The following is a 21,971-nucleotide window of genomic DNA, read 5'->3' on the forward strand; positions in this document are numbered from 1 at the left end:
AAAAAGACATTTGGCTTCTTACAAATAGAATCGATTTTTTAGTGGTTCACTTTACTCCGGCTAAAGTGGTTCACTTTGATCCGGCCAGGGTGGCTCACTTTAACCCGGCCAGGGTGGTATACTATGACCGTTTTTTGCACCTTGCTTCTCTTAATCTCCTAATTATTCTAAAATCAATTTCCCTTATTACTATTTCTGAAGGCATTTTCTATAAAGTTGACTTGTGAAATAAGGGATTAACATTTAATTTCACACATACCTATAGGTATGTGTGAAATATTTTATTATATTTGTGTACAACATATAGTATATTTGCGATTACTTCTTAGTTAAAATATTAGGAGCATTCGCTTAGGATCTCGGTCTAAAAACTGGTAATTTTTAAATCACACGAGTAAATAAGCAAGGATGCCTGCGACCCGGGCGCAGGATCTCTTTTATTAGTGTGATGGTATACCAGTGCCTTAGACCTAATAAGTTGAGACCTGCGCCTACTTTATTTCAGGTTACATACTCAGATTCTATAGCCTCTTCAACTGAAGTAGCCGCACTAGAAAAATTTAAGTCTTATTTGGATACGCCATTAGGCTAGTCCGGGAAGCTACAGCTAAGCCCTATTTCTATGCTGTGGTGATGGGTGGGTTTGGAATACCCAAAACACTAAATGCTTTTAAAAATAATGTTTCATTAAAACCTATATCTATAAGAAGAAAAAACAAAAACACATCTATTTGAATTGCCTTAGGCTAGCCCTAAAAAGCTAAGAAGCCTTCCCAATAGAGTAGGATCGGTCGGGAAGGCTATGGCTTGATTAACTAATAAAGTAAAACAAAACCACAGCAAAATTATGAAAAATAATTATACGTACTGCCATTGGGCAGTACCCCTATTCCTTTTGTATCTATTTTTAGGACAATTGCAACTGCAAGCCCGTACAGCGATAAAAGAAAGTATACCTCAGCATCTTATCAATGGTACGGTAAGCGATCAACAAGGCCTGCCCTTACCTGGTGTAAATATTATCATTAAAGGCAGCAACAAGGGAACGATGACTAATCTCAAAGGAGAATATAGTATTAATGCCAGCATTGGGGATACCCTATCCTATTCGTTTATGGGCTATACCACAAAATTGGTATTTATCACCAGAGATTTTAATGGTGATGTACAATTACAACAAAATACTGATGCCTTATCCGAGGTCGTTATTAACGCCGGCTACTATACCACAACTGAACGTGAGCGCACCGGAAATATTAGTAGGGTAAATGGGGAAGATATCCAACTACAACCGGTGGTAAATCCCTTACAGGCCTTACAGGGTATAATGGCCGGGGTAGAAATTACGTCGGGTGGCAGTAATCCCGGAATGGCCTCTACCATTAGAATTCGAGGTACTAATAGCCTACGAGAAGAGGGAAACTATCCACTATACATTATCGATGGTGTACCTATCAACTCTACCCCTATAGAGAGTAACACTTTAATGTCCTCTGCCGGTATAGATCCTCTTAACAGTCTAGATGTTTCCAATATAGAGAGTATCGAGGTACTGAAAGATGCCGATGCCACGGCTATCTATGGCTCACGTGGAGCCAATGGTGTCGTTTTAATTACCACTAAAGTTGGATCTGCTTCTACTGCAGGGTTAACCGCTCGTTACTATACAGGAACAGCCACGGTACCAAATCGATTGGATCTTTTAAATACCGAAGAATATTTGGCGGTTAGAGCACGGGCGTTCGAAAACGATGGTGTAGCCATGACAGAACGTAATGCATACGATTTACTTTTATGGGATCACCAACGCTATACCGACTGGCAAGATTTTATTTTTGGAGGAACATCCAATACTACTAATGCTAAACTCGATTATTCCGGTGGGAACGAAAATACCATATTTAGACTGGGTGGAGGATATTTTACACAAGGTACAGTTTACCCCGGGGATTATAATTACCAAAAGATAACAGGAAGCTTTAATCTTAATCACCATTCTAAAGACAGAAAATTAAATCTTAATTTATCTACAAATTACGGGGTTGATGTTAATGAACTAACCGGTGGTGTTTCCTATAATTTATCAAATGTATTCCTATCCCCTAATGCACCGGCTATCTTTCTGGATAATGGTGATTTAAACTGGCAGGAATGGGGTGATGCCGGGCTGGATAACCCTTTAGCAGGCTATTTTAATAATAGTACAACCAATAGTAATACAATAATTACCAATCTTGGCCTCTCGTACCAATTATTAAAAGGCCTTGAACTTAAAACAAGTTTGGGATATACCCATTATAATTCCAGAGAATTATTAAAGCGACCTATACGCTCCTACAATCCGGCAGATGCTATTGAGCACCGCTCTTCCCATATTAATTCCTATAGGGGTTCGTGGATCATGGAACCACAACTCAACTATACTGTTAAAATCAAAAAATTAGCAATTAATTCCATTCTGGGAGGAACTTTCCAGGAAAACAAAAGTTCGTATGAGCGCTTTCAAGGCAGTGGTTATGCTTCTGAAGCACTTATCGGGAATTTAGGAGCTGCAGAAAGTATCGTGAATGCCAGCGGAGAGAATAATACCTATCGTTATGCTGCTATATTCTCCCGAATAGGCTTGAATTGGAATCGAAAGTATTATTTGAATTTTACCGGAAGGCGCGATGGATCTTCACGTTTTGGTACCAATAACCGCTTTGCTAATTTTGGTGCCATTGGTACCGCTTGGATTTTTAGTGACGAAAATTTTGTTGAAGAGCACTTGCCATTTTTAAGCTTTGGAAAAATTAGAGCGAGCTATGGGACAACAGGAAATGACCAAATTGGGGATTATGGCTATTTAGAGGCTTACGAAGCAACCATTGGTGTTGGTGGCTTATACCCTACAGGACTGGCTAATCCCAACTACTCATGGGAAGTTAATAAAAAGCTGGAAGGAGGGATAGAATTAGGATTTATAAACGACCGTATTCGTTTTGGGATAAGCTATTATCGTAATCGGTCCTCAAATCAGCTGGTTGGATATCCCCTTCCCTACATTACAGGATTTACATCTGTACAAGCTAATTTACCTGCTACCGTAGAAAATCGCGGTTGGGAAATTGAAGTAAACAGTCAAAATATTCAGGGGAAAGACTTCAATTGGGCTACTTCATTTAATCTAAGTATTCCAAAAAATGAACTCCTTAGGTATCCAGATATCGAACAATCCTCTTACGCGAATACTTACCGTGTCGGCCATCCATTAAACATTTCATTGCTCTACAACTATACAGGTTTAGATCCTGAAACTGGATTGTATACCATAGAAGACAGTAATGAAGATGGTTCTTATGATTATCAGGATCAAAACATTATCCAAAACAATAACAGGCAATTATATGGTGGACTGAATAACAATATTACTTTTAAAGGTATTTCACTTCAGTTTTTATGGGAATTTGTGAAACAGGAGGGGCGTGTTACATCCTTTAGCTCTGGCACTATTAGTAATTCAACACGGCTAATACTATCTCGTTTAGAAGGAGACAACAGTATATATCAACAAATTTCTCAAACTTCGGCTTCAAGAACCGCTTATAATCGCGTGCTAAATACGGCCTTTCCTATTAAAGATGCGTCTTATCTGCGACTAAAGAACATATCGCTCGCCTATAAGTTACCAAGGGTACTAACTTCTAGATTAGGCATAGAAAACATTCAGCTTTTTATTCACGGTCAAAATCTATTTACCCTTACCAATTATGATGGGCTAGACCCCGAACGTCCTGGTTTAGGACTTGGAAATTTAAGAACGATTACCGGAGGGATAGAAGTAAAACTTTAAAAACAATATAATGAAATTACATAATCTAAAACCCACAATATATATTTTGGTGATATCCTGCTTATGCTTTTCCTGCGAAGATTTTGTAGAAGTAGATGCTCCAAATAACAAGATAGTACGTGAGGTCGTTTTTCAAAACGATGCTACGGCCCAAAGTGCTATGAAAGGTATTTATAACCAATTATTTCAATCTGCATTTTCTAATGGCCAACGTAATAGTGTTACCGTACTAAGTGGCTTATCTGGCGGAATTGTAAAAAATATCTACGATTCTAACATCGAACGTTTACATTTTGAACAGCATGACATACAACCGGACAATAGTGGAAATTTAAATATCTGGTCTAGTGCTTATAACATCATCTACATGAGCAATTCACTTTTGGAAGGCTTGGAAAGTTCCAATGAATTAACTCCGGAACTAAAAACTCAACTTCAAGGAGAAGCCTATTTTATTCGTGCATTTTGTTACTTTTATTTAGCAAATCTTTATAGCGATGTGCCTTTAGTGCTTTCCACCGATTATAATCAAAATCAACTTACAACAAGAACACCTATAGGAGCTGTTTACGAACAAATTATTGAAGATTTAATACTGGCAGAAGAACAACTTAGTGCAGATTACCCTGATAGTGATCGCACTCGTGTAAACAGTTTCACCGCCAGTGCATTATTAGCCAGGGTTTTCCTATTTATAGAAGATTGGGAAAATGCAGCATTATATAGTGCTAAAGTCATTCAATCTTCATTATATCATCTCCCTGAAGATTTAAATGAAGTTTTTTTAGCCAATAGCCAAGAAGCAATCTGGCAAATCTCTCCTATTGGAGGGGGAGGCTTTACTTCGCATACTAATGAGGGAAACATGTTTATTATAGACCCCGTATTTTCATTCTTAGCCGGACTGGAGTTGGCACCATCATTCCCCGAACTTTTCGATGAAGTAGATAAACGATATATTAACTGGATTGGTTATAGCGATAATCTTGATGCGTTCTATGCTTATAAGTATAAAATAAGAAATAGCACCGAATTTCCTATCGAAGAATATTCGATGGTTATGAGATTGGCAGAACAGTATTTAATACGATCTGAAGCACAAGCACAACTAGGAAATCTTTCAGAAGCTATTACTGACTTGAATAGGATTAGAACACGCGCAGGACTCTCCCCGCTAGCTCAAAACAATACTAATCTAAATCAGGAAGGCATACTTAATCATATTTACTTAGAACGCCAAAGAGAACTCTTTACCGAATGGGGGCATCGATGGCTGGATTTGAAACGTACTAATAAGGCTACCGAGTATTTCTCTTCACAAAATCCATTTTGGGAGACTACAGATATATGGTATCCAATCCCTTCAGAAGAACGAATGAGAAACCCAAACTTAAGTCAAAATGAAGGATATTAAGCAATTAGGTAAGAGCATAAGAGCATATCTGATCATCTTATGTCTGGGTATTGGCCTTAAAACATTTTCTCAAAATCAAGTTGAGGACACCTTAAAGAGTATACCTTTAGATCCATCAGTTCGATATGGTAAATTGGATAACGGTTTTACATATTACCTTAAAGAGAATCATAACCCAGAAAAAAAGATCTTTTTTAATCTGGTGGTAAAAGCCGGATATTCTAATGAGGAAACCGACCAACTACAATATGCCCATCTTTTAGAACATCTGGTAGCAAAACAAACGCGTAGTTTTCCTGATGTTCGAGGTTATTTCAAAAAAATAGGAGGTTTCAGTAACGCACAAACACGATCCAATGCTACTATTTATACGGCGACAGCACCGGCAAATACTAAAAATATAATGGAAGAAGGCAGCCATATTTTGTTTGAGTGGGCACAAGGAGGAACCTGGTCTCAGGAATCTATTGCAATAGAAAGAGAGGCCGTTCAGGGCGAAATGAGAACGAAAGACCCCCACGGTCTCTGGCAACGAAGAATGAGGTCAAAACAATTAGCAGAACCTCTAGGCTTGCGAGTATATAATGAAACAGCACATATTAAAAGTCTAAAAAATTATAAACACGATGCGTTATTAAACTATTATAACAAATGGTATCGTCCCGATTTACAAGCCGCAATAATTGTAGGGAACTTTAATGTCGATAGCCTGGAAATACGAATAAAAAAATTGTTTTCTCAACTTGGGAATCCCACCAATGACAACACCTATCATAAGAGAATAAAATTTAAAAATTCAGAAGAAAGTAATAAATATTCTGTAGTAAATGATAGCATTGATACAAGGCTAAGATTAGAAATAATTAGAAAGCGCCCGAACTTAGATAATCATATGACGTCCTTATCTGATTATAGGCATATGCTCATTGAAAAACTTTATAATAAAATTCTTAGTGAGAGAGAAAAATTTCTATCCCAGGATTACATTTCTCCATTCAGTTCGTTTGACCCTGATTACAACATTTCTGGTGAATTTGGTCATTATTTTAATACTGCTTATATGCGTATTGAAGTAGCAAACACTCAGGATTTAAAACAAAGAATCCAAAAGGGCATTAGTGCTTGGAAAAAATTACATCATAATATTAACTCTGAAGATTTAAACGCTGCTAAAGAGCTGATAATAAAAGAATCATACACCAAAAAAAGTCTTGGATCTAAATTAATAGTGCAAAAGTTACAAGATCATTTTATTAATCATAAGGCAGCTCCAAACCGAAAGAATGAGATCGCAGTAACCAGTAAAATGCTGAAGGAAATAAGTCTTAAGGATCTGAATCGCTTTATTGAGGAGAACACTTCATTATCACGGAACACTCATTTGATTTTCTATAAAGAAAAAAACAAGGCAGTTCCAGGTTTAGATACGTTAACAAATTGGATTCAAAAAATCGAAAAAGCTACCACAGACCCTTTAAAAACAAATCGAAAATCAATTGCAAATTTAGAGCAGAAAATTAATATTGTAGATCACACTCCTTTAAAAAAGGTAAGCATTCAAAAAAATGAAATTGGTGTTTCAACTATAAAACTTCCAAATAACATTACCTTAATATTCAAACCAGGCTTTCCTAGATCTAAGCAGTTTGAAAATATTATTTCTATTGATGCATTTCGGCCTATACCCGCTTCCGTCAATAATAAAAAGGAATACATGCTTGGACAGCTTGCTCCGGATTTTCTTCAATATACGGGTGCAGGTAATTATAACAAATTCATACTTCAGCAATTTATGCAGGAACATAATATGAGCTTAAATTTCAGTTCAGATATTAAATTTCAAAAGATATCCGGACAATCTGAAAGAAAAGACTTTTTAAAACTCATCGAATTATTGAACCTATATTTAGAAAAGCCTAGAAAAGACGAAGAAGCCTTTATGGCATGGAAAAATAAGCTTAATGATCGATTAGACGGTAAAGAAATAAGAGGGTCAACGGCATTTATTATGCAGAAAATTAACCCTGTTTGGTATCCCGAATTACCAACACTTCAAAAGGAAGACCTTGCTCAATTATCTATGCAAGATACTTTCAAAGCGATTTACAAGAGTTTTTCCTCCATTGAGGGATTTACCTTTATCATTACGGGAGATTTTGAAACGGATGAGATAGCAACAGTGTTAAGCAATCGACTAATGCATTTTCCCATAAAAAATGAAATTATCCCTGAAATTAAATTGCAGTTTCCACTGAAAAAAATAAAAAAGGATCTTACTTATAAAAACATTGACCATGCCTATGTGAGACTTTTTTTTCCTGTAGAAGTTGAAAAAAACATAAAAACAAAAGTAGAACTTCAATTATTGGCCAACGCTCTGAATGAAAGAATTTTTGAACGTCTGAGAGAAGGTAGTTATGCCCCTGTAGCCAGGGGAAGATGGATAGACCTAAATTGCAAAATTTATCTATTTGAAATTGAGTTTGACAGTGCTATTGGTAATGAAGAACATCTTATACAGTTAGCCTATGAGGAATTTCTAAATCTAAAAGAAAACGGAGTAACTCAAGACTGGCTGGATACAGCTATTAAGAACCAACTTCAATATTATGAGAATAGCTTTAAACGATATGGATATTCTAATTTTTGGACTACATATTTACGAGAAAAATTTATAAGTAAAGAAAATCTCTCTGAAGAAGTTCTTCAGTATGGAACCATTTTAGAACACTTTATAAGCCTTGATGATATCAACGTCACGGCGAAGAAATACATGTCTATGTCTTATTCTCAAAAATTTCTTGGGTTTCCCGAACAAGATATCTGATGTAATACTTAAAAAAATCACCTTAGACATATATACCTAAGGTGATTTCATCATTCTTCTTTTCTCAAAGAGAATTAAAGATCATTAAGGGTTTATTACAGTTGGAACCTGCGAACCACTTGATTTAGGCTCTTCATCTCCCATTTCGTCATAAACATCCAGAACTGGACCATTCTGTCCATATTGCACCTGGCAGGTAAAATCTCCTTCCTCACAACTTTGTTCATCAATAGCTTCCCAGGATCCATTTAGTCTCACATAGTCATTAGCCTGGAACTCTATTTTCGGCTTCACATTTACCGTAGCGAAAGCTACCCCTATTGCAAATATAAATGCCAATACTGGTAAAATTAATTTTAAATTTTTCATGATATAAAAATTTAAGGTTAAACAATTGCCTATTATATTAGATATATTCTAGGCCTTCCAAGTATTGCGCAATACTATTTTTTTAGATACTCTATTTTTGTCACAGACATTCTTTGCCAAATTAAAGTTTCAACACCTAAAATTAAATGAATTTATTAAGAAGTGGCTTCAATAAAAGCACAGTTGTTTTGTGGATATACCACGTTTTTTAATTGAAGATCAATGCTAAAACGTAAACAAGGCATTGAAAAATTTTTATTTCCCTGCTAAAATTTTCCCTTCAGTAACTTAGACTTACTATCATAGCTTGGACGGTAAGTTGAGTTAAAAGTTGCTGGTTCTTATCTTTACACTGGAAGAATCAATCTCTAGTGAATTTATTTATTACCTCAGTAAAGACACTGATTTAAAACAGTTTTAGAACAAATAACCGTTAGGAGGAAAAAGCTATATCCTTCTCAATTACTAAAGAATAAGCAGCTATTAAAACTTATATTTCACACTCAAAAATAGATAACGAGGAAGTAACCTGATACTTGATTCATACGTGGTGAATTCGTCAATTACTACTGTGCTAAAATTCATTTCATTTCCCAAATTATTGAAAAATAATTTATACGAGAAATTAGAATCTGGCTGGAATTTTAAAGTACTGTTTAAAAAATAATAGGAATTATTTGGCATCTTATAATAATCATTCTCGATGTTCAAATTCCATTTTTCAGACAGTTTATAATTCAAAGCTAAAGAGTAATTGCTCCATTGAGTTTTTGATATTACATTGTTATAATCTGATTCGCTTAAATTTAAGTTGAATCGAAATCTAAAATTTAAGGGAATTTTAAAATAGGTTGTACCGGAAATCAAATAATTCGACGAATAGGTTTTTAAGTCATTAAAATCCTGTGAATTGGCCTGAATAGGTTGTATCCCCCAGTTTTGAGATGTTCTTAGATTTGTAGATAGGTTTAAATCATCAAAGAAAGAGGTAAAATCTAAATTAGCAGATATACGGTTAGAACCTTCAATAACTTGATAAGAGAAGAACCTAAGATTCTCTCCTATTTGATTTGTAGTCGAATAATTACCCTTAAAATCGTCGTATTTTATTCTAAAGGTAAGTGCTTGGGACTCTAACTCGTTAGCCCATTTATAATAGAATTTGTATACATCTTTTTCCACTAAATATATAGTATTAGTACCACGCACCAAAGAATTATAAGTATTTAATTGATAATTCTGAAACAATAAGTGAGAATCTGGAACAGCGTAAGTATTTTCATAACCAAAAACAAAACGTCCTATTTTTAATTTTCGGAGATCTAAGTCTATTTGTGGATTAAAAATCCATTTCTCCTTTTCGTTAGAATCAGTGGTAAGGTCTAATCTTTCCATTGAAATCCCTAGTGTAAGTTTCGCTTTTTCTGAAAATTTATAACCGATACTTTCTTTTAAATTAAACGTTCTACGTTTATAATTTAAATCATTTTTTAGGCTATCTACTTCAAAATTTTCCGAGGGTGAACTTAACTTAGTTTGCCTATCTTCCTCAAAGATCTCATACCCTAAGGATAATCGATTAGTGAAATTTCCAAATTCTGAAAATAGATTGTTGTTAATTCCAAAAACATTTAGTTCATCTTTATTATTTTGATAAATTTTTGCCTTTTTGGTAAAATCAAAAAAATTGTTTAAGCCAAGAGAATTAATTGTTGCATCTTGGGAGAGTTGGGTTTGACCAACGTAGGTATAATTATGTAAAACTGTATTTTTCCCTAATGCATAGCTGTAGTTTAAGTGATTGTATAATGCGTATTCTTTCTTATTTAAATCTTGATTTACGCTATTATTATTGAAAATAAGTTGATTATCAAATTTTTCAGGTTGATTTTTATAAGAGAATAAATTTCTAAGGTACGAGCGCTCTCCTCCTGTATATTTTATTTCCAATTCTCCTGAACCAATACTATTTTTATGGTCAGTATCACTATCTTCAATATATTCCACAGGATTTTCTTCTACATTAAAAATAGATCGTGAATAAAAAAGTTGTCTTTGATTATCTTGAGCGAATGAGCCGGTAGCACGTATTTCAATATCCTTTTCAATTTTTGTTACTAATCCTATCGAATTCAAGAAAGCTTTATTAAAAATACTTTGATCGTCTTTTAATATTTGGCTTTCGTTCTTGTTGATCGAAAATACAGATTCTATTTCTGGTTCTATCTCTACTTCACGATATGCCGAAGTTAAATTTAGGGAAGATGGAGTGCCTTTTAATTGATCTACTGCCTTGTTTCCTAAATTATTGTAATCCCCCAGATAAAAGAATTTTATTTTTTTTCTCAACAAACCAATATTGGCAGTACCTCTAATCCTTTCTTCTAAACCAGCTCCCAAAGAAGCGTTTCCAAACCAGACGTTTTTAAATTCGTCCTTTAGTTCTAGGTTTAATGCTACATCATCAGAATCCAATACTCTTGCCAAAACAGGATTATCCTGAAAATTATCTATAATTTGTACTGCATCTAAGGTTTTCGCATCCAAATTCTTAGAAAGGACCTGATAATCATTAGCAAACATATCATCTCCATCGATCATAAGTTTCTTTATAAATTTACCGTGAGCTTTAATAGTTCCATCTTCGAGTACTTCTATCCCAGGTAGTTTTTTAAGAACATCTTCAACATTTTCTTCAGATTGATCTATAAATGGAGCGGTTTTTAATGTGGTAACATTACCATTTGTTGAGATTTTTTCATCCGGCTTTAGAACTACCTCATTTAAGTGTTCTATTTTATCCTGTAGAATAAAAGAAAGAGTATATCGCTTTTTACCAGTATTAAGAGCTACTTTTTGAATATGTTCTTCGAATCCGAGCAAATTAACAGCTATGTCATAGCTATCAGAAATTAAATTTGTTGGAGAGATATTGAATTTAAATTCCCCTGTATTATCCGTATATAAATAATCTATGATTTCATTCTCAGAATTTGAAAGTACTATACTGGCATTTTCCAAAGGTTTATTACTCGAATCAGTAACTTTACCTTCAATAATAACTTGTGAGTTTACACTCCATAAAAGAAATAAAAAAAAAATAAAAAACAGAAGAAGTGTTCGGTACCCTTTTGCCATTATTCAAAAGACTCTATATAAATATCACTAAAAACTGGTTTTTTAGGCTTCTCAGATTCTTTTCGTTCAGCTCTTAAAACCATTCTATTATAGGCTCTTTCTATACTGTTACGCAGCATATTTTCAAAATCTTCAATGGTTTGCCATCCCTCGTCTTCTCCTTTTGGTCTTTGTACTTGAGAAATATGAGCTTCGTTTTCCGTGGGATATTCTAAGCTTTTAAAATAAATTAACATTTCGTCTCGTTCATCACTAGCTTCTAGTATTAATCCTGGCAATCCTTGTAATTTCCAGGGGCCATACGGTAAAGGAACCTCTAAAGTATACCAAGCAGTATAAGTACGCCCTCTAAATTCGCCTATGGCTTTATGCGCCTTGAAATCACCTATTTTCTTGGTCTCAGATTTTAACTTCCAATTTATAACCGGTTTTTTTTCTGCTATATAGATATTACCACCAAAACGTTGGCTCCACCATAAACTATCTTTTTTTCGGTTAAAGAAAACCTGTTCTCCATATCTAAATGTTTTATTACCGTTATAAGCCACCACTTGCTCCCCTTCTCCTCGATATATTGATTTATTTTGAGAAGTTGCTTCTTCCAGAGAATCTTTTGCAGTTACGTAATAAGATTTTTCCTTATTAAATACCAAATAAGCGTTTAAATCGGGACCGGCAGCACTTTTCATTCCTGGACTTTTTATTTGCCCATAATAAACAATACCTTTTTGACTTTGCATTTGTTGGGAAATGCAAAACAAAAAAATTGATAACATAAAATATTTCATAAATAAGATTCTTTATTTAAAAAAAGTGTACAATCTGAAAAATTTCAAATTGTACATCATTTAACTATAAGTTTTTATCACTTATAGTTAGTCACACATATCCCAGGCCTCTTGAATGGAATCTGCCTCCCCTGCATATACTCCATCACAATAGACAGGGAAAGAAGCAGCCTCTTGACGAACTTCTTTTTTGACTTCTGTTGGAGTAGATGCATACATTGATGAGAAAAATACACCCATTATTCCTAAAAATACTAACTTCTTCATTTTAATAAAATTTTCATTAACTCTACTCTCTTTATAGGATTTTCGAGATTCTCCCCTACACGCGTGCTAGTTATTTATACAAAACTATAAGAAGGTAGAAATAGTACCCTGATTTAAACCACATTTAGTATGTGGTAAAACCACGTTTAATAAAAATGAAAAAGCTGTTTGATTTATATATATCCACTTTCCCTCGCTTTCTCCAACAAAGCTTTATTTCCCTCGCCACTAACACCAAATATCTCTTTTAGCTTGCGTTTTCTATCTTCAACTGCTCTTAAGGAAAGGTGAACAAACTTGGTTAGATCTTTCGTTTTTGTACCCAAAGAGAGTTGATAAAGCATAATTCTATCCACTTCATCTATTAAAGAGTTATTATGTTTCACTTCAGAATGAAGCATTTTTGAAATTTTTGATCCGTAATAAGGTGGATTGGCTATAACTTTTGATAAACATCTATTGAGTTCTTCCGAAGTAGTTTCTCCTTTTAATAAGAATCCATCAGGATTAGTATTTAAAAGTATATTATGAAGACGGAAGGGATCGCCTAGAACGGTTAAGATTATAATTTTAATTTCAGGAAGCTGTTTCTTTATCTTAATCCCTAAATCTTCCCCTGAAAGTATTTTATTATTATCGCTTATAGGAAAATTAATATCTAAAAAAATAATATCAACTCTCTTCTCATTTACAATCTCCCAAGCTTTATCACAGTTATCTGAAGTTTCTACATTTAAAGTAAAGTCACTAGATTTTATTTTTGACAATACATTTTTATAACCCTCCAAAATCATATGATGGTCATCAACCAGTAAAATATTTATCACTTTTTTCTCCTGCATAACTGCTCTACTTTTTAAGTTTTACACATAATGATATCGTTGTTCCCTCTGTACCTGAAGTAATAGATAAGTTTCCTCTTATATTTCGACTACGGTTTTTTATATTTTTTAGACCTATTCCAAAATTTCTTTTTTCAGTATCAAATCCCTCTCCATCATCTTTAATTTCAATTTTTAAATCCTCATGTAACTTTTCTATTAAAACTGTAGCTTTACTAGCATTGGAATGCTTGAGAATATTCGTTGTAGCTTCCTGTATAATACGGTAGATATTTATTTTTACATTATTTTCTATGGAATCCCACTTAATGGAATTAGGCATATCTAATTGAACTTCAATTTTGTCCGATTGTCTACTCAAAAATTCTTGTAACAAAACATTAAAATCAATATCAACTTGTGAACTTTTATTAAGTTCATGAGAAATCAACCTAATTTCTTCCGCAATATCCTGAATCCCTTTTATATACTCAGCTCGCTTTTTCTTACTATCATCATCATCTTCTTCATTCATTACATCTAAACTTATTCTTAGTCCAAACAAACTACCTAAAACTCCATCATGTAACTCCCGAGATATACGCAGTTTTTCTTTATCTCGTTCTTCCTGAATTAACTTTTGTTGTGCTAAAACTAAATTATATATTTCCTGACCAGCCTGATGCTTTTGTTGGATTAGTTTATTTTTTGACCTTTGCCCTCTTATTATGTATAATAATACAAAAATAAGGAAAACCGTCAGAGATATTATTGAAATTCTTACGACTTGGTCATTAAGCCTTTCAGTCTCCGAAATATATTCATCCGTCTCGAAACGTATCCTAGCAAACTTATTCCTTACAGTTCTTTCCCTTTTTTGCAGGCTGTCGCTAATTTCTATATAACGTCTAGAATATTTAAGTGCACTATCTTTGACCGCTAAAGAAAGAAATTTTAAAGAAGAAAGTAAATCTCTCGTATTTTTGGTTCTTGAAGCAATCGCTTTTGCCTTGATCGCATAATCTATAGCTCTTATAGTATCTTTCTTCTCCAGAAAATAATCAGCTAAATGTAATTGATTTATACTAACGCCTGACTCTAAATTTAATTCTTTTCTTATTCTCAAAGCTTCATTAAATTGCTCATATATGCCCATAGTATCCTTTAGATGAAGTTTAGCATTTGCTTTATTATCTATAAGCATAGCGAACAATTTTGGATCAGACTCTTGGATACTATCATTATAATTCAAAGCTTTATCAAAATATTCAACAGCTTCATTGAAATTATTATGATTGTGATAAACAAGCCCCATATTATTCCAAATTGAAGGTAAATACTGATAATCTCCAGCCTTTCTTATATAATCTAATCCATTTTGGTAATAATAAACTGCTTTTTCATAATCTTCGAGTTCATTATAAATGATACCTAGATTATTATTGGCTTTAAAAGCGAAATAGCATTCATTGTGGTAACCTCACTACCCGTATAATCTCTAATATTTTTTTGCATGATCGCCATGTTCAATAACAAGCGGCCTGCAGTTAAATCATTATTTAAATTTTTGTATATTTTTTGAGCTTTATCGTAATAAAAATAAGCACTATCTTCTCTATTATATCTATGATAATAATGAGCCAGATCCCAGTATGTAGCCGCAACGCCACTAGAATCCTCGATAGAAATAGCTAAATCCCTTGCCTCTTTATTAGATTGTAAGAACATCGCAGAATCCTTTGCCTTCAAGAAACGATAGGAAATATCTAGTAGTTTTTTGTTTCGTATAGAATCATTTTCTTCTTTTAGGGCTAACTTGTAAGCGACTATTAAGTCAGGCTTTTCCTGCGCATCAGAAATAGATTTTCCACTTTCAACAATTGTATTTTTATTTGCAACCTCATTTTGATTTTCATCAATTTTGGAGGTACATGACAAAAAACAGACTATTAAAACATAGAAAATTGATACGCAGCATGATTTCACAAACAATCCTTTAGAGATGAATAAAATTTAAATTTTTGAAAATAATAAAAGGCCCTGTAGATTACAAGACCTTTTATTATTTTTAAAATTATTATTCTGGTTTCTCTCCGTTTCTTTCTTCAACTTCATCGTCTTGATCTCCTGTATCTGCAGTAATAATATCTTGCTGAAGTGATGTATTATTTGGTAATTCTTCCGGTTCACAAGAATAAGCTAATAAAGTTATAAATGTTAAGCTTAATAAGTTTTTGAATGTCTTCATGGTTTAAAGGTTATGATTAAACAATAATGTTATGTCCCCGAGATGTCTGGGGTGGTTCGATATTTAATCATGCATGATTGAAACAGTAGATATTCATATCTCCTAGTTTCTTAAGAAGCTTCTTTCTTAAACCGAGGTCAAATTACTGTAATAGGGTACAATAGAAATAGATTATAACCTCCATTTGGTAGATGAGTTATTTCTATTAGTTTGTGCTATGTATTTACTAGTAAGTGAAGATTTCTATTTCAGGCTAGAAACACTAATTAAAAGAAATAGCTTTTTGTTCCAATAATTCCTCTAAAGACTGAAGATTATGTCGATAAGATCGTGAAAAAGGTAAAGTGATATTATTATGGTTTAAAAAGCATTTTAACTTTCCAAAGTTAATTCGCGACAGATGATTTTTATTAATCATATAACTGTTATGAATTCTGATAAAGCTACTTGGTAAAATATTTTCAAAAAACTTTAAAGTTTTAAAAGCACTAATCGTTTTGCCATTAGTCATTACAAAATCAGTTGCATTATTATCAGCTTTTAAAAATAGGATTTCTTTAATATGGAGAATTGTATAATCTTTATAAGATTTAAGACATAAGGTTTCATTTAAATTATACTCTCTACTCTTTAATAACTGAAGTACCGTTTTACGAATATCAAGCTCGCTACCCGGCTTTAGTATATAATCATAAAACCTATTCTTTAAAGCTAAATATGATTTAGAAGCATCTTTAGACAAGCCGATAAATTTAGGTTGCTTAATTACATATTCATTAATTTCTTTACAGTAAGAAAATATATCTCCGAATTGTTTTGGTAGGCAAGTATCTAAATTGATGAATATGATATCAGGGTTTGACTTTAATATCTCATTCATAGCTTGTTCATAATTGTTCGTAAAACCCAAGCACGCAAATTCTGAGAATTCATTCAACACAGAAAAAAGCTTGTGAAAAGTTGAATCATTATTATTTATTATATAATAGGAAATTCCCACTTTTTTTTGACTTCAAAAATAGAAACAGCTTGTTAAGTAACTGTTTGGAAATACCACATCATTTATGTGGTAATACCACGATTTTAAACATATAAATACAGTAAAGTTTTTAGTAAAACTTCTTTACTTTAAGGTGCAAATTGAAAAATGTTGAAGGTTAATGAATGATTTTTGCAAAAAAAGCCTCTTAAATCTAGAAGAGCATTTAAATTTTCTCGAAATTGAAAAAAATAATTGGTTACATATTTCTCAGGAAGCTTTAGAAGTAATACTAAATGTATTAGACGATATAAAGAAAAAAACAGTTCATCACAAATTTGAAAATCAATATGATGAAATTCTATTTTTTAAATACACAAAACCCAAATTTGTATCTAAGTTAATCTATTACAATCAGATTTATAAAATTGAAACCCGTAAACCTTATGGTGGTGAGCGTGTTTTAAGGAAATATTTACTTAAGGAACTGAACAAATTAAAGCGCTTCTTTGACGATCAATTAGAATTTTATAAATATTATCGAACTGGAAGCACCTATTTAGACCATAAGTATTTTGTAAGAAATAAACATGACATCAAGCTTAATCTAAGTACTAGGTATTTTGAAACCGACCATCGTTTCTCTACTTCTCACGACTATATCGTAGCCAAAATATTAGCTAATGATTTGATAGAAGTGTTTCTAGAGGATCAATTACACGGACTGGAAAGAGATGAGATTAAAACAGTCAAAATTCCTAAATCTAAAATGAACTGGACTGGCAGTAAAACAGCTCTTATAGAATTAGTCTATGCCCTATATGCCTCTGGATATATTAACAATAATAATGCTGATATAAAACTAATAGCCTTAACATTTGAAAAAATGTTTAATATCGACTTAGGCGATTACTATCGTAACTTCTTAGCTATAAGAATTCGTAAAAAAGGAAGGACTCAGTTTTTACAAGAGCTTCAAGAGGACCTTATTCGCTATATGGATTCTCAAGACGAATAATTCTAAAATTCATCAACTTGGTAATTTTCAATATTCAATAATTGGTTTGGTTCTACTGCTTTTGTCAACAATATTTAAAATATTTTTCTATCATTTTTTATTCCTAAATAGGTTAAATTTAAACAACCAACTTGGTAGCAACTTGTATACTACTTGAGGAATCTTCTTGCAATTTGCATAACAAAAGTCAAATCAGTACAGAAATCACCAAAACATTTCAATGAGGTGATGACGTACTCTAAAAAATTTAAGTTATGCCAACAAGTATTATTACCACAGACGATCTTCGAGAATTCAAAATGGAATTACTCGATGATATCAAAAACCTTCTAGCCAAACAATCTTCCGGAAAAATCAAAAAGTATCTTAAATCTTCTGAGGTTATGGACTTACTTCAAATAAGTCCGGGAACACTTCAAAATTTACGGATTAATGGTACCCTTCCCTACACTAAGGTAGGGGGCATTATATATTATGATGCGGAAGAGATCCAAAACGTGATGGAAGAACATCGTGTACAGCACGATTTAAGTTCTTAAGAGATGAACTACATTAAGCTATTGAATTCGGCTTTTGAAGCGTTCTACTTTGATGACCGTTTAAATCCTACTCACATCAGTCTCTATATGGCACTGTTCCAGGAATGGAACAGTAGCCGTTTTGCAGAGGAGTTTTTTGTGAACCGCAGGGATTTGATGCGTGCGGCCAAGATTGGCTCAAAATCTACTTATCATCGTTGCGTAACAGACCTTGACTCGTGGAATTACCTCACCTACTTTCCATCGAACAATCCCTACAAAGGCAGCAAGATTAAGATGTCCATTATCGGGACAAGTAATGAACCGCTTACGGGACACTACGATCCCAAATTAGAACAACTTGCAGAACAGTACCATCCCATACGTGAACCGGTAGTGAACCAGCACCGTCCCACCAGTGGACAAGCATTGGTATCTACTATAAACAATAACAAACAAGCAAACAATAATAAACAGCCAAAAGGCAGGCAGACGGTTTTAGATTTTTTTATTGAAAAAAAATTTACTGCTGATGAAGGAAAAAAATTCTTCGATCATTACGAAAACAACGATTGGAAAACGAGCGATGGAAAACCGATACGTGATTGGCAGGCACTAGCCAAAAATTGGATGGATCGAACTGAATTGTTTGGCATAGAAAACAAGCCAAACAAAAAAGAAGCGTCCCAAAATCGGGACAACTTACGAACCACTAAAACCAAAGACTATGGACAACCCCTCTAAAATAACCGAAGGTGGCGTTGAATATTCGCTAGGTGAATTTGACGGTAAAAACGTAACATACGATTTTCCAAAAATCTTGATTTATCTGGATGCAAAGGGGAAACTACTATTTGGAAAAAGATTCAGGATTTATGAAGAGGATAAAAAGATACTTTTGAAATTATGCTCTTATTTTATCAAAGACCGTGAGTATTGCGACAAATTTAATATCGATTTAGAAAAAGGGATTCTCCTTTCCGGCCCAGTAGGCTGTGGCAAAACCAGTTTAATGAAGCTGCTTTGTCATTTAGTTCCTCTTCAACGACCTTATGAAATGATCCCTTGCCGAAATGTAAGCTTCAGCTTTAATCATTTAGGTTTTAAAACAATTGAAGAATATGGCAATACTAAATTCTTCTGCTTTGACGATCTGGGCGTAGAACCCACCGGTAGGTTTTATGGAAAAAATCTAAACGTTATGGGCGAAGTGCTTTTATCTCGTTATGATTTGTTTTTGCTAACCAAACATAAAATAAAGACTCACGCTACTACCAACCTAAATGCTGAAGAATTGGAAGAACGCTACGGCAACCGTGTCCGTAGTCGAATGCGAGAACTTTTTAATTTGATTGCTTTTGATGAAAGAGCTGGAGATAAGAGGAAGTAATTTATTATTTTTAATCACTTATAAACTTATTCCTATGCGAAATGCAATTCATAATAATCAAATACTTAAGATTGATATTGAACCCAACTCCGGAAATATGTACGGTAGAAAAAATGGTAAGAACATATTTATATTAGAGTTTTTTAAATTCACTGACAGAATGAAACTGACCAATTTAAAAGTTTTTCAAGAAAATAAAGGCTTCGGTTCTTTTGCCTTAAAAGAGTTTGAAAAATGGGTTAAAGAGCTCAATTTCTCAGAAATATATGGTGAATTAGTTGAAGGGACAGATTGCGATAACCCCGATAAGCTTAAATATTTTTACTCCAAAAATGGGTATACCATTATCAATAATACCAGAACTAATGGTTCCTATGCTGAAATTTCAAAAAAAATATAATAAAACTCTAATGTTTTTAGAATGAAAATTCCACTTATATATCTGTATAGTAGCCTACTTAACCTAATGAATAAGAGAAAGCTGAAACAATATATCTCTCTAGATTGTAAACTAATTTAAATAGTCAAATAAATTTCTAGTATTTCCAGTTTCTTTAAGCCTTAAAATTTCTAAACCAATATTCAACGCAATATCCTGTTCCTCAATACAATTTATTCTGATGGCACTAGAATTTTCCAGCATCAATCAAAATTCTTTTTTGAGCTGTTATTTCCTGCCCAAAAATGATACTCATATTCAGAAGCAAAATCACAAAACTGACGTTTTTAAGCACTTTTTTCATTTCAACTTTTCGAGTTATTAACAGCGTCCCACCAAAATCTCATAGAATTTGATACTAAATAACAACATCGAAACCCAAATGAAACCAAATAATATTTTATCAACAAATAACTGATTTAAAGATATTTAAATAAGTAAATTGTTACTTTTCTCATAACGAAAACGAATCACAAATTTAAACCGTTCCGTTATGAAAAAATCAATTTACCTGACAAGCTTTCTTTCGCTGCTATCCACTTCTCTTTTCGCACAAATTGGAGGTATTGAAGATTCTGTTGATGATGTATCCAATACCATTAGAACCATTTTCCCCATCATCCTAGGGGTTATTTTCTTGATCGGCTTTCTTTTTAATGCCGGCCATTTCTTTGGAGAGAATGCCGACCTCAAAAAAGGGATTACCCGGGTGCTCGTCTTTGTCCTTATTGCCGGTGCCGTAGTGGGAATTTTCACCTATCTCATTGGAATCGTAGTCTAAACCGTTAAGCGACATTTGGCAGTTAATAAATCTGTTATGAAGAAGTTCGAGATCTATAAAAATATTAGAAAAAGGGCAGTCATTTTTGGATTGCCCCTCTCCCTCTTTGCGGTGATGATGATATCCGTCATAGCTTCTTTGCTCATTATTATTTTCTCATTCAGTTTTGAGGTAATCATCGGCGTATTAGTCTTTAATGTAGCCTTATATATCGCCCTGATACGTATTACAAACAATCCGCAGCTATTTCAGCTGACGAGAACCTTCCCGAAAAGCATCAGTAACAAACGAAATTCCGGTCTCGATTATGAACACGATTAATCTTTCTGCATACCAGCCCATTGCGGATATCCGCGACAATATCCTATTTGCCAATAATGGCAATGTCGTGGTATGCTATAAAGGAAACCTACCAGAAATCTATTCCTTGTCGGAAAAGGATTTTGAAGATCTGCACGGGGCCTGGTTTCAAGCCCTGAAATCATTGCCTGTCGGTACCGTGGTTCACAAGCAAGATATCTATCTCAAAAAGCATTATACCGCTGAAGAGCTTCCCTATACCACATTTTTGGAAAAAGCTACTAGCAATCATTTTAAAGGCCGCGAATTTATGGATCACCACTGTTATCTCTTCTTTACCCTAACCAAAAATAAAGCGCTAAACAATCCTAAATATGTCAATCCTTTCCGCAAGGTTTCAAAAACGATAATACAGGAATTAGATGACAAAGTTCAGCGTTTTATAAGTGCTGTAAGTGATTCCGTTTCCTTTATCAATAATAGTCGGAAAATGAAATTTGTGCCACTTGATGCTCAAGAGATTGAAACCATAACCCAACAGTATTTCAATGGCTTTAATGAAGGGTTTGATACTGATATCATACTGGACAAGAAAAACGACAAGATCGCCCAAAATTATTTTGATGTGCTGGCCATCAACAGCGAACTGTGCTTTGCCGAAAGTGTACAGACTACCAAAACCAATGATAAATTCACTTCACACGATTTTGTATTTCACCAAGGGTTTATTGATGGCTTAGGGCTTACGCTAAACGAGAACCATATCGTTAACCAAATCCTGTATTTGGATGACAAACATAAATGGCGCAAGCTGCTTGATAAGAAAGTGGTAGAGCTTAACA

General features: G+C 33.7%; 21 protein-coding genes. 12 read left to right on the forward strand and 9 right to left on the reverse strand.

The window, feature by feature from the left end; genetic code table 11:
• From AC13DP_RS09140 to AC13DP_RS09155, 4 genes are all read left to right on the forward strand, one after another.
• The coding region (locus AC13DP_RS09140; protein WP_483067644.1) for a hypothetical protein at nt 1–227 on the forward strand (227 nt) is incomplete at its 5' end.
• Nucleotides 228–847: 620 nt separating this feature from the next.
• Nucleotides 848–3,832 (forward strand): SusC/RagA family TonB-linked outer membrane protein, encoded by a 2,985-nt coding sequence (locus AC13DP_RS09145; protein ID WP_483067645.1) that lies wholly within the window; start codon nt 848–850, stop codon nt 3,830–3,832.
• Nucleotides 3,833–3,842: 10 nt separating this feature from the next.
• The gene (locus AC13DP_RS09150; protein WP_483067646.1) at nt 3,843–5,246 is read left to right on the forward strand and encodes a RagB/SusD family nutrient uptake outer membrane protein; all 1,404 of its coding nucleotides are present in this window, start codon (nt 3,843–3,845) and stop codon (nt 5,244–5,246) included.
• Entirely contained in the window at nt 5,233–8,073 is a 2,841-nt protein-coding gene (locus tag AC13DP_RS09155; RefSeq protein WP_483067647.1) for a M16 family metallopeptidase, read from the forward strand. The genes AC13DP_RS09150 and AC13DP_RS09155 overlap by 14 nt, the downstream gene beginning before the upstream one ends.
• A gap of 84 nt (nt 8,074–8,157) precedes the next feature.
• Here AC13DP_RS09155 and AC13DP_RS09160 read toward each other — a convergent pair whose 3' ends face one another.
• From AC13DP_RS09160 to AC13DP_RS09200, 9 genes are all read right to left on the reverse strand, one after another.
• Nucleotides 8,158–8,442 (reverse strand): DUF6520 family protein, encoded by a 285-nt coding sequence (locus AC13DP_RS09160; protein WP_347406899.1) that lies wholly within the window; start codon nt 8,440–8,442, stop codon nt 8,158–8,160.
• A gap of 483 nt (nt 8,443–8,925) precedes the next feature.
• Nucleotides 8,926–11,580 carry a TonB-dependent receptor gene (locus AC13DP_RS09165; RefSeq protein WP_223090174.1) on the reverse strand — a complete coding sequence of 885 codons (2,655 nt, stop codon included), beginning with the start codon at nt 11,578–11,580 and terminating at the stop codon, nt 8,926–8,928.
• Entirely contained in the window at nt 11,580–12,368 is a 789-nt protein-coding gene (locus AC13DP_RS09170; RefSeq protein WP_008615760.1) for a GLPGLI family protein, read from the reverse strand. The genes AC13DP_RS09165 and AC13DP_RS09170 overlap by 1 nt, the downstream gene beginning before the upstream one ends.
• 87 nt (nt 12,369–12,455) lie before the next feature.
• A complete protein-coding gene (locus AC13DP_RS09175) occupies nt 12,456–12,635 on the reverse strand; it encodes a hypothetical protein (RefSeq protein WP_008615748.1) in 180 nt (59 codons plus the stop codon).
• Nucleotides 12,636–12,808: 173 nt separating this feature from the next.
• The gene (locus tag AC13DP_RS09180) at nt 12,809–13,477 is read right to left on the reverse strand and encodes a response regulator (RefSeq protein ID WP_223090175.1); all 669 of its coding nucleotides are present in this window, start codon (nt 13,475–13,477) and stop codon (nt 12,809–12,811) included.
• Between the two features lie 7 nt (nt 13,478–13,484).
• Nucleotides 13,485–14,885, reverse strand: a complete 1,401-nt coding sequence (locus AC13DP_RS09185) for a tetratricopeptide repeat-containing sensor histidine kinase (protein ID WP_483067652.1) — start codon at nt 14,883–14,885, stop codon at nt 13,485–13,487.
• 2 nt (nt 14,886–14,887) lie between these two features.
• Nucleotides 14,888–15,442 (reverse strand): hypothetical protein, encoded by a 555-nt coding sequence (locus AC13DP_RS09190; RefSeq protein ID WP_483067648.1) that lies wholly within the window; start codon nt 15,440–15,442, stop codon nt 14,888–14,890.
• A 91-nt stretch (nt 15,443–15,533) separates the two neighbouring features.
• A complete protein-coding gene (locus tag AC13DP_RS09195) occupies nt 15,534–15,704 on the reverse strand; it encodes a hypothetical protein (protein WP_223090177.1) in 171 nt (56 codons plus the stop codon).
• A gap of 262 nt (nt 15,705–15,966) precedes the next feature.
• Complete coding sequence (locus tag AC13DP_RS09200; protein ID WP_347406202.1) at nt 15,967–16,584, reverse strand: LytR/AlgR family response regulator transcription factor; 618 nt, start codon at nt 16,582–16,584, stop codon at nt 15,967–15,969.
• A 280-nt stretch (nt 16,585–16,864) separates the two neighbouring features.
• Between AC13DP_RS09200 and AC13DP_RS09205 the strand changes: the two genes are divergently transcribed.
• The 8 genes from AC13DP_RS09205 to AC13DP_RS09240 all read left to right on the forward strand — a co-directional run.
• Nucleotides 16,865–17,701: an RteC domain-containing protein gene (locus AC13DP_RS09205; RefSeq protein ID WP_347406201.1), complete on the forward strand. Its 837-nt coding sequence runs from the start codon at nt 16,865–16,867 to the stop codon at nt 17,699–17,701.
• A gap of 254 nt (nt 17,702–17,955) precedes the next feature.
• Nucleotides 17,956–18,240: a helix-turn-helix domain-containing protein gene (locus AC13DP_RS09210; protein ID WP_223090179.1), complete on the forward strand. Its 285-nt coding sequence runs from the start codon at nt 17,956–17,958 to the stop codon at nt 18,238–18,240.
• Between the two features lie 3 nt (nt 18,241–18,243).
• Complete coding sequence (locus AC13DP_RS09215) at nt 18,244–18,963, forward strand: hypothetical protein (RefSeq protein ID WP_223090180.1); 720 nt, start codon at nt 18,244–18,246, stop codon at nt 18,961–18,963.
• A complete protein-coding gene (locus AC13DP_RS09220; RefSeq protein WP_223090181.1) occupies nt 18,947–19,609 on the forward strand; it encodes a P-loop NTPase family protein in 663 nt (220 codons plus the stop codon). Before AC13DP_RS09215 ends, AC13DP_RS09220 begins: the two co-directional genes overlap by 17 nt.
• Nucleotides 19,610–19,643: 34 nt before the next feature.
• Nucleotides 19,644–20,009 carry a hypothetical protein gene (locus AC13DP_RS09225; protein ID WP_483067650.1) on the forward strand — a complete coding sequence of 122 codons (366 nt, stop codon included), beginning with the start codon at nt 19,644–19,646 and terminating at the stop codon, nt 20,007–20,009.
• Nucleotides 20,010–20,541: 532 nt separating this feature from the next.
• Nucleotides 20,542–20,829, forward strand: a complete 288-nt coding sequence (locus AC13DP_RS09230; RefSeq protein ID WP_223090183.1) for a hypothetical protein — start codon at nt 20,542–20,544, stop codon at nt 20,827–20,829.
• Between the two features lie 36 nt (nt 20,830–20,865).
• On the forward strand, nt 20,866–21,150 hold the full coding sequence (locus AC13DP_RS09235; RefSeq protein ID WP_223090184.1) for a hypothetical protein: 285 nt from the start codon (nt 20,866–20,868) through the stop codon (nt 21,148–21,150).
• Nucleotides 21,137–21,971: DUF3875 domain-containing protein (locus AC13DP_RS09240; RefSeq protein WP_483067651.1), on the forward strand; the 835-nt coding region annotated here is incomplete at its 3' end. The genes AC13DP_RS09235 and AC13DP_RS09240, both read left to right, overlap by 14 nt.

The organism is Zunongwangia sp. L-65 (assembly GCF_056859415.1).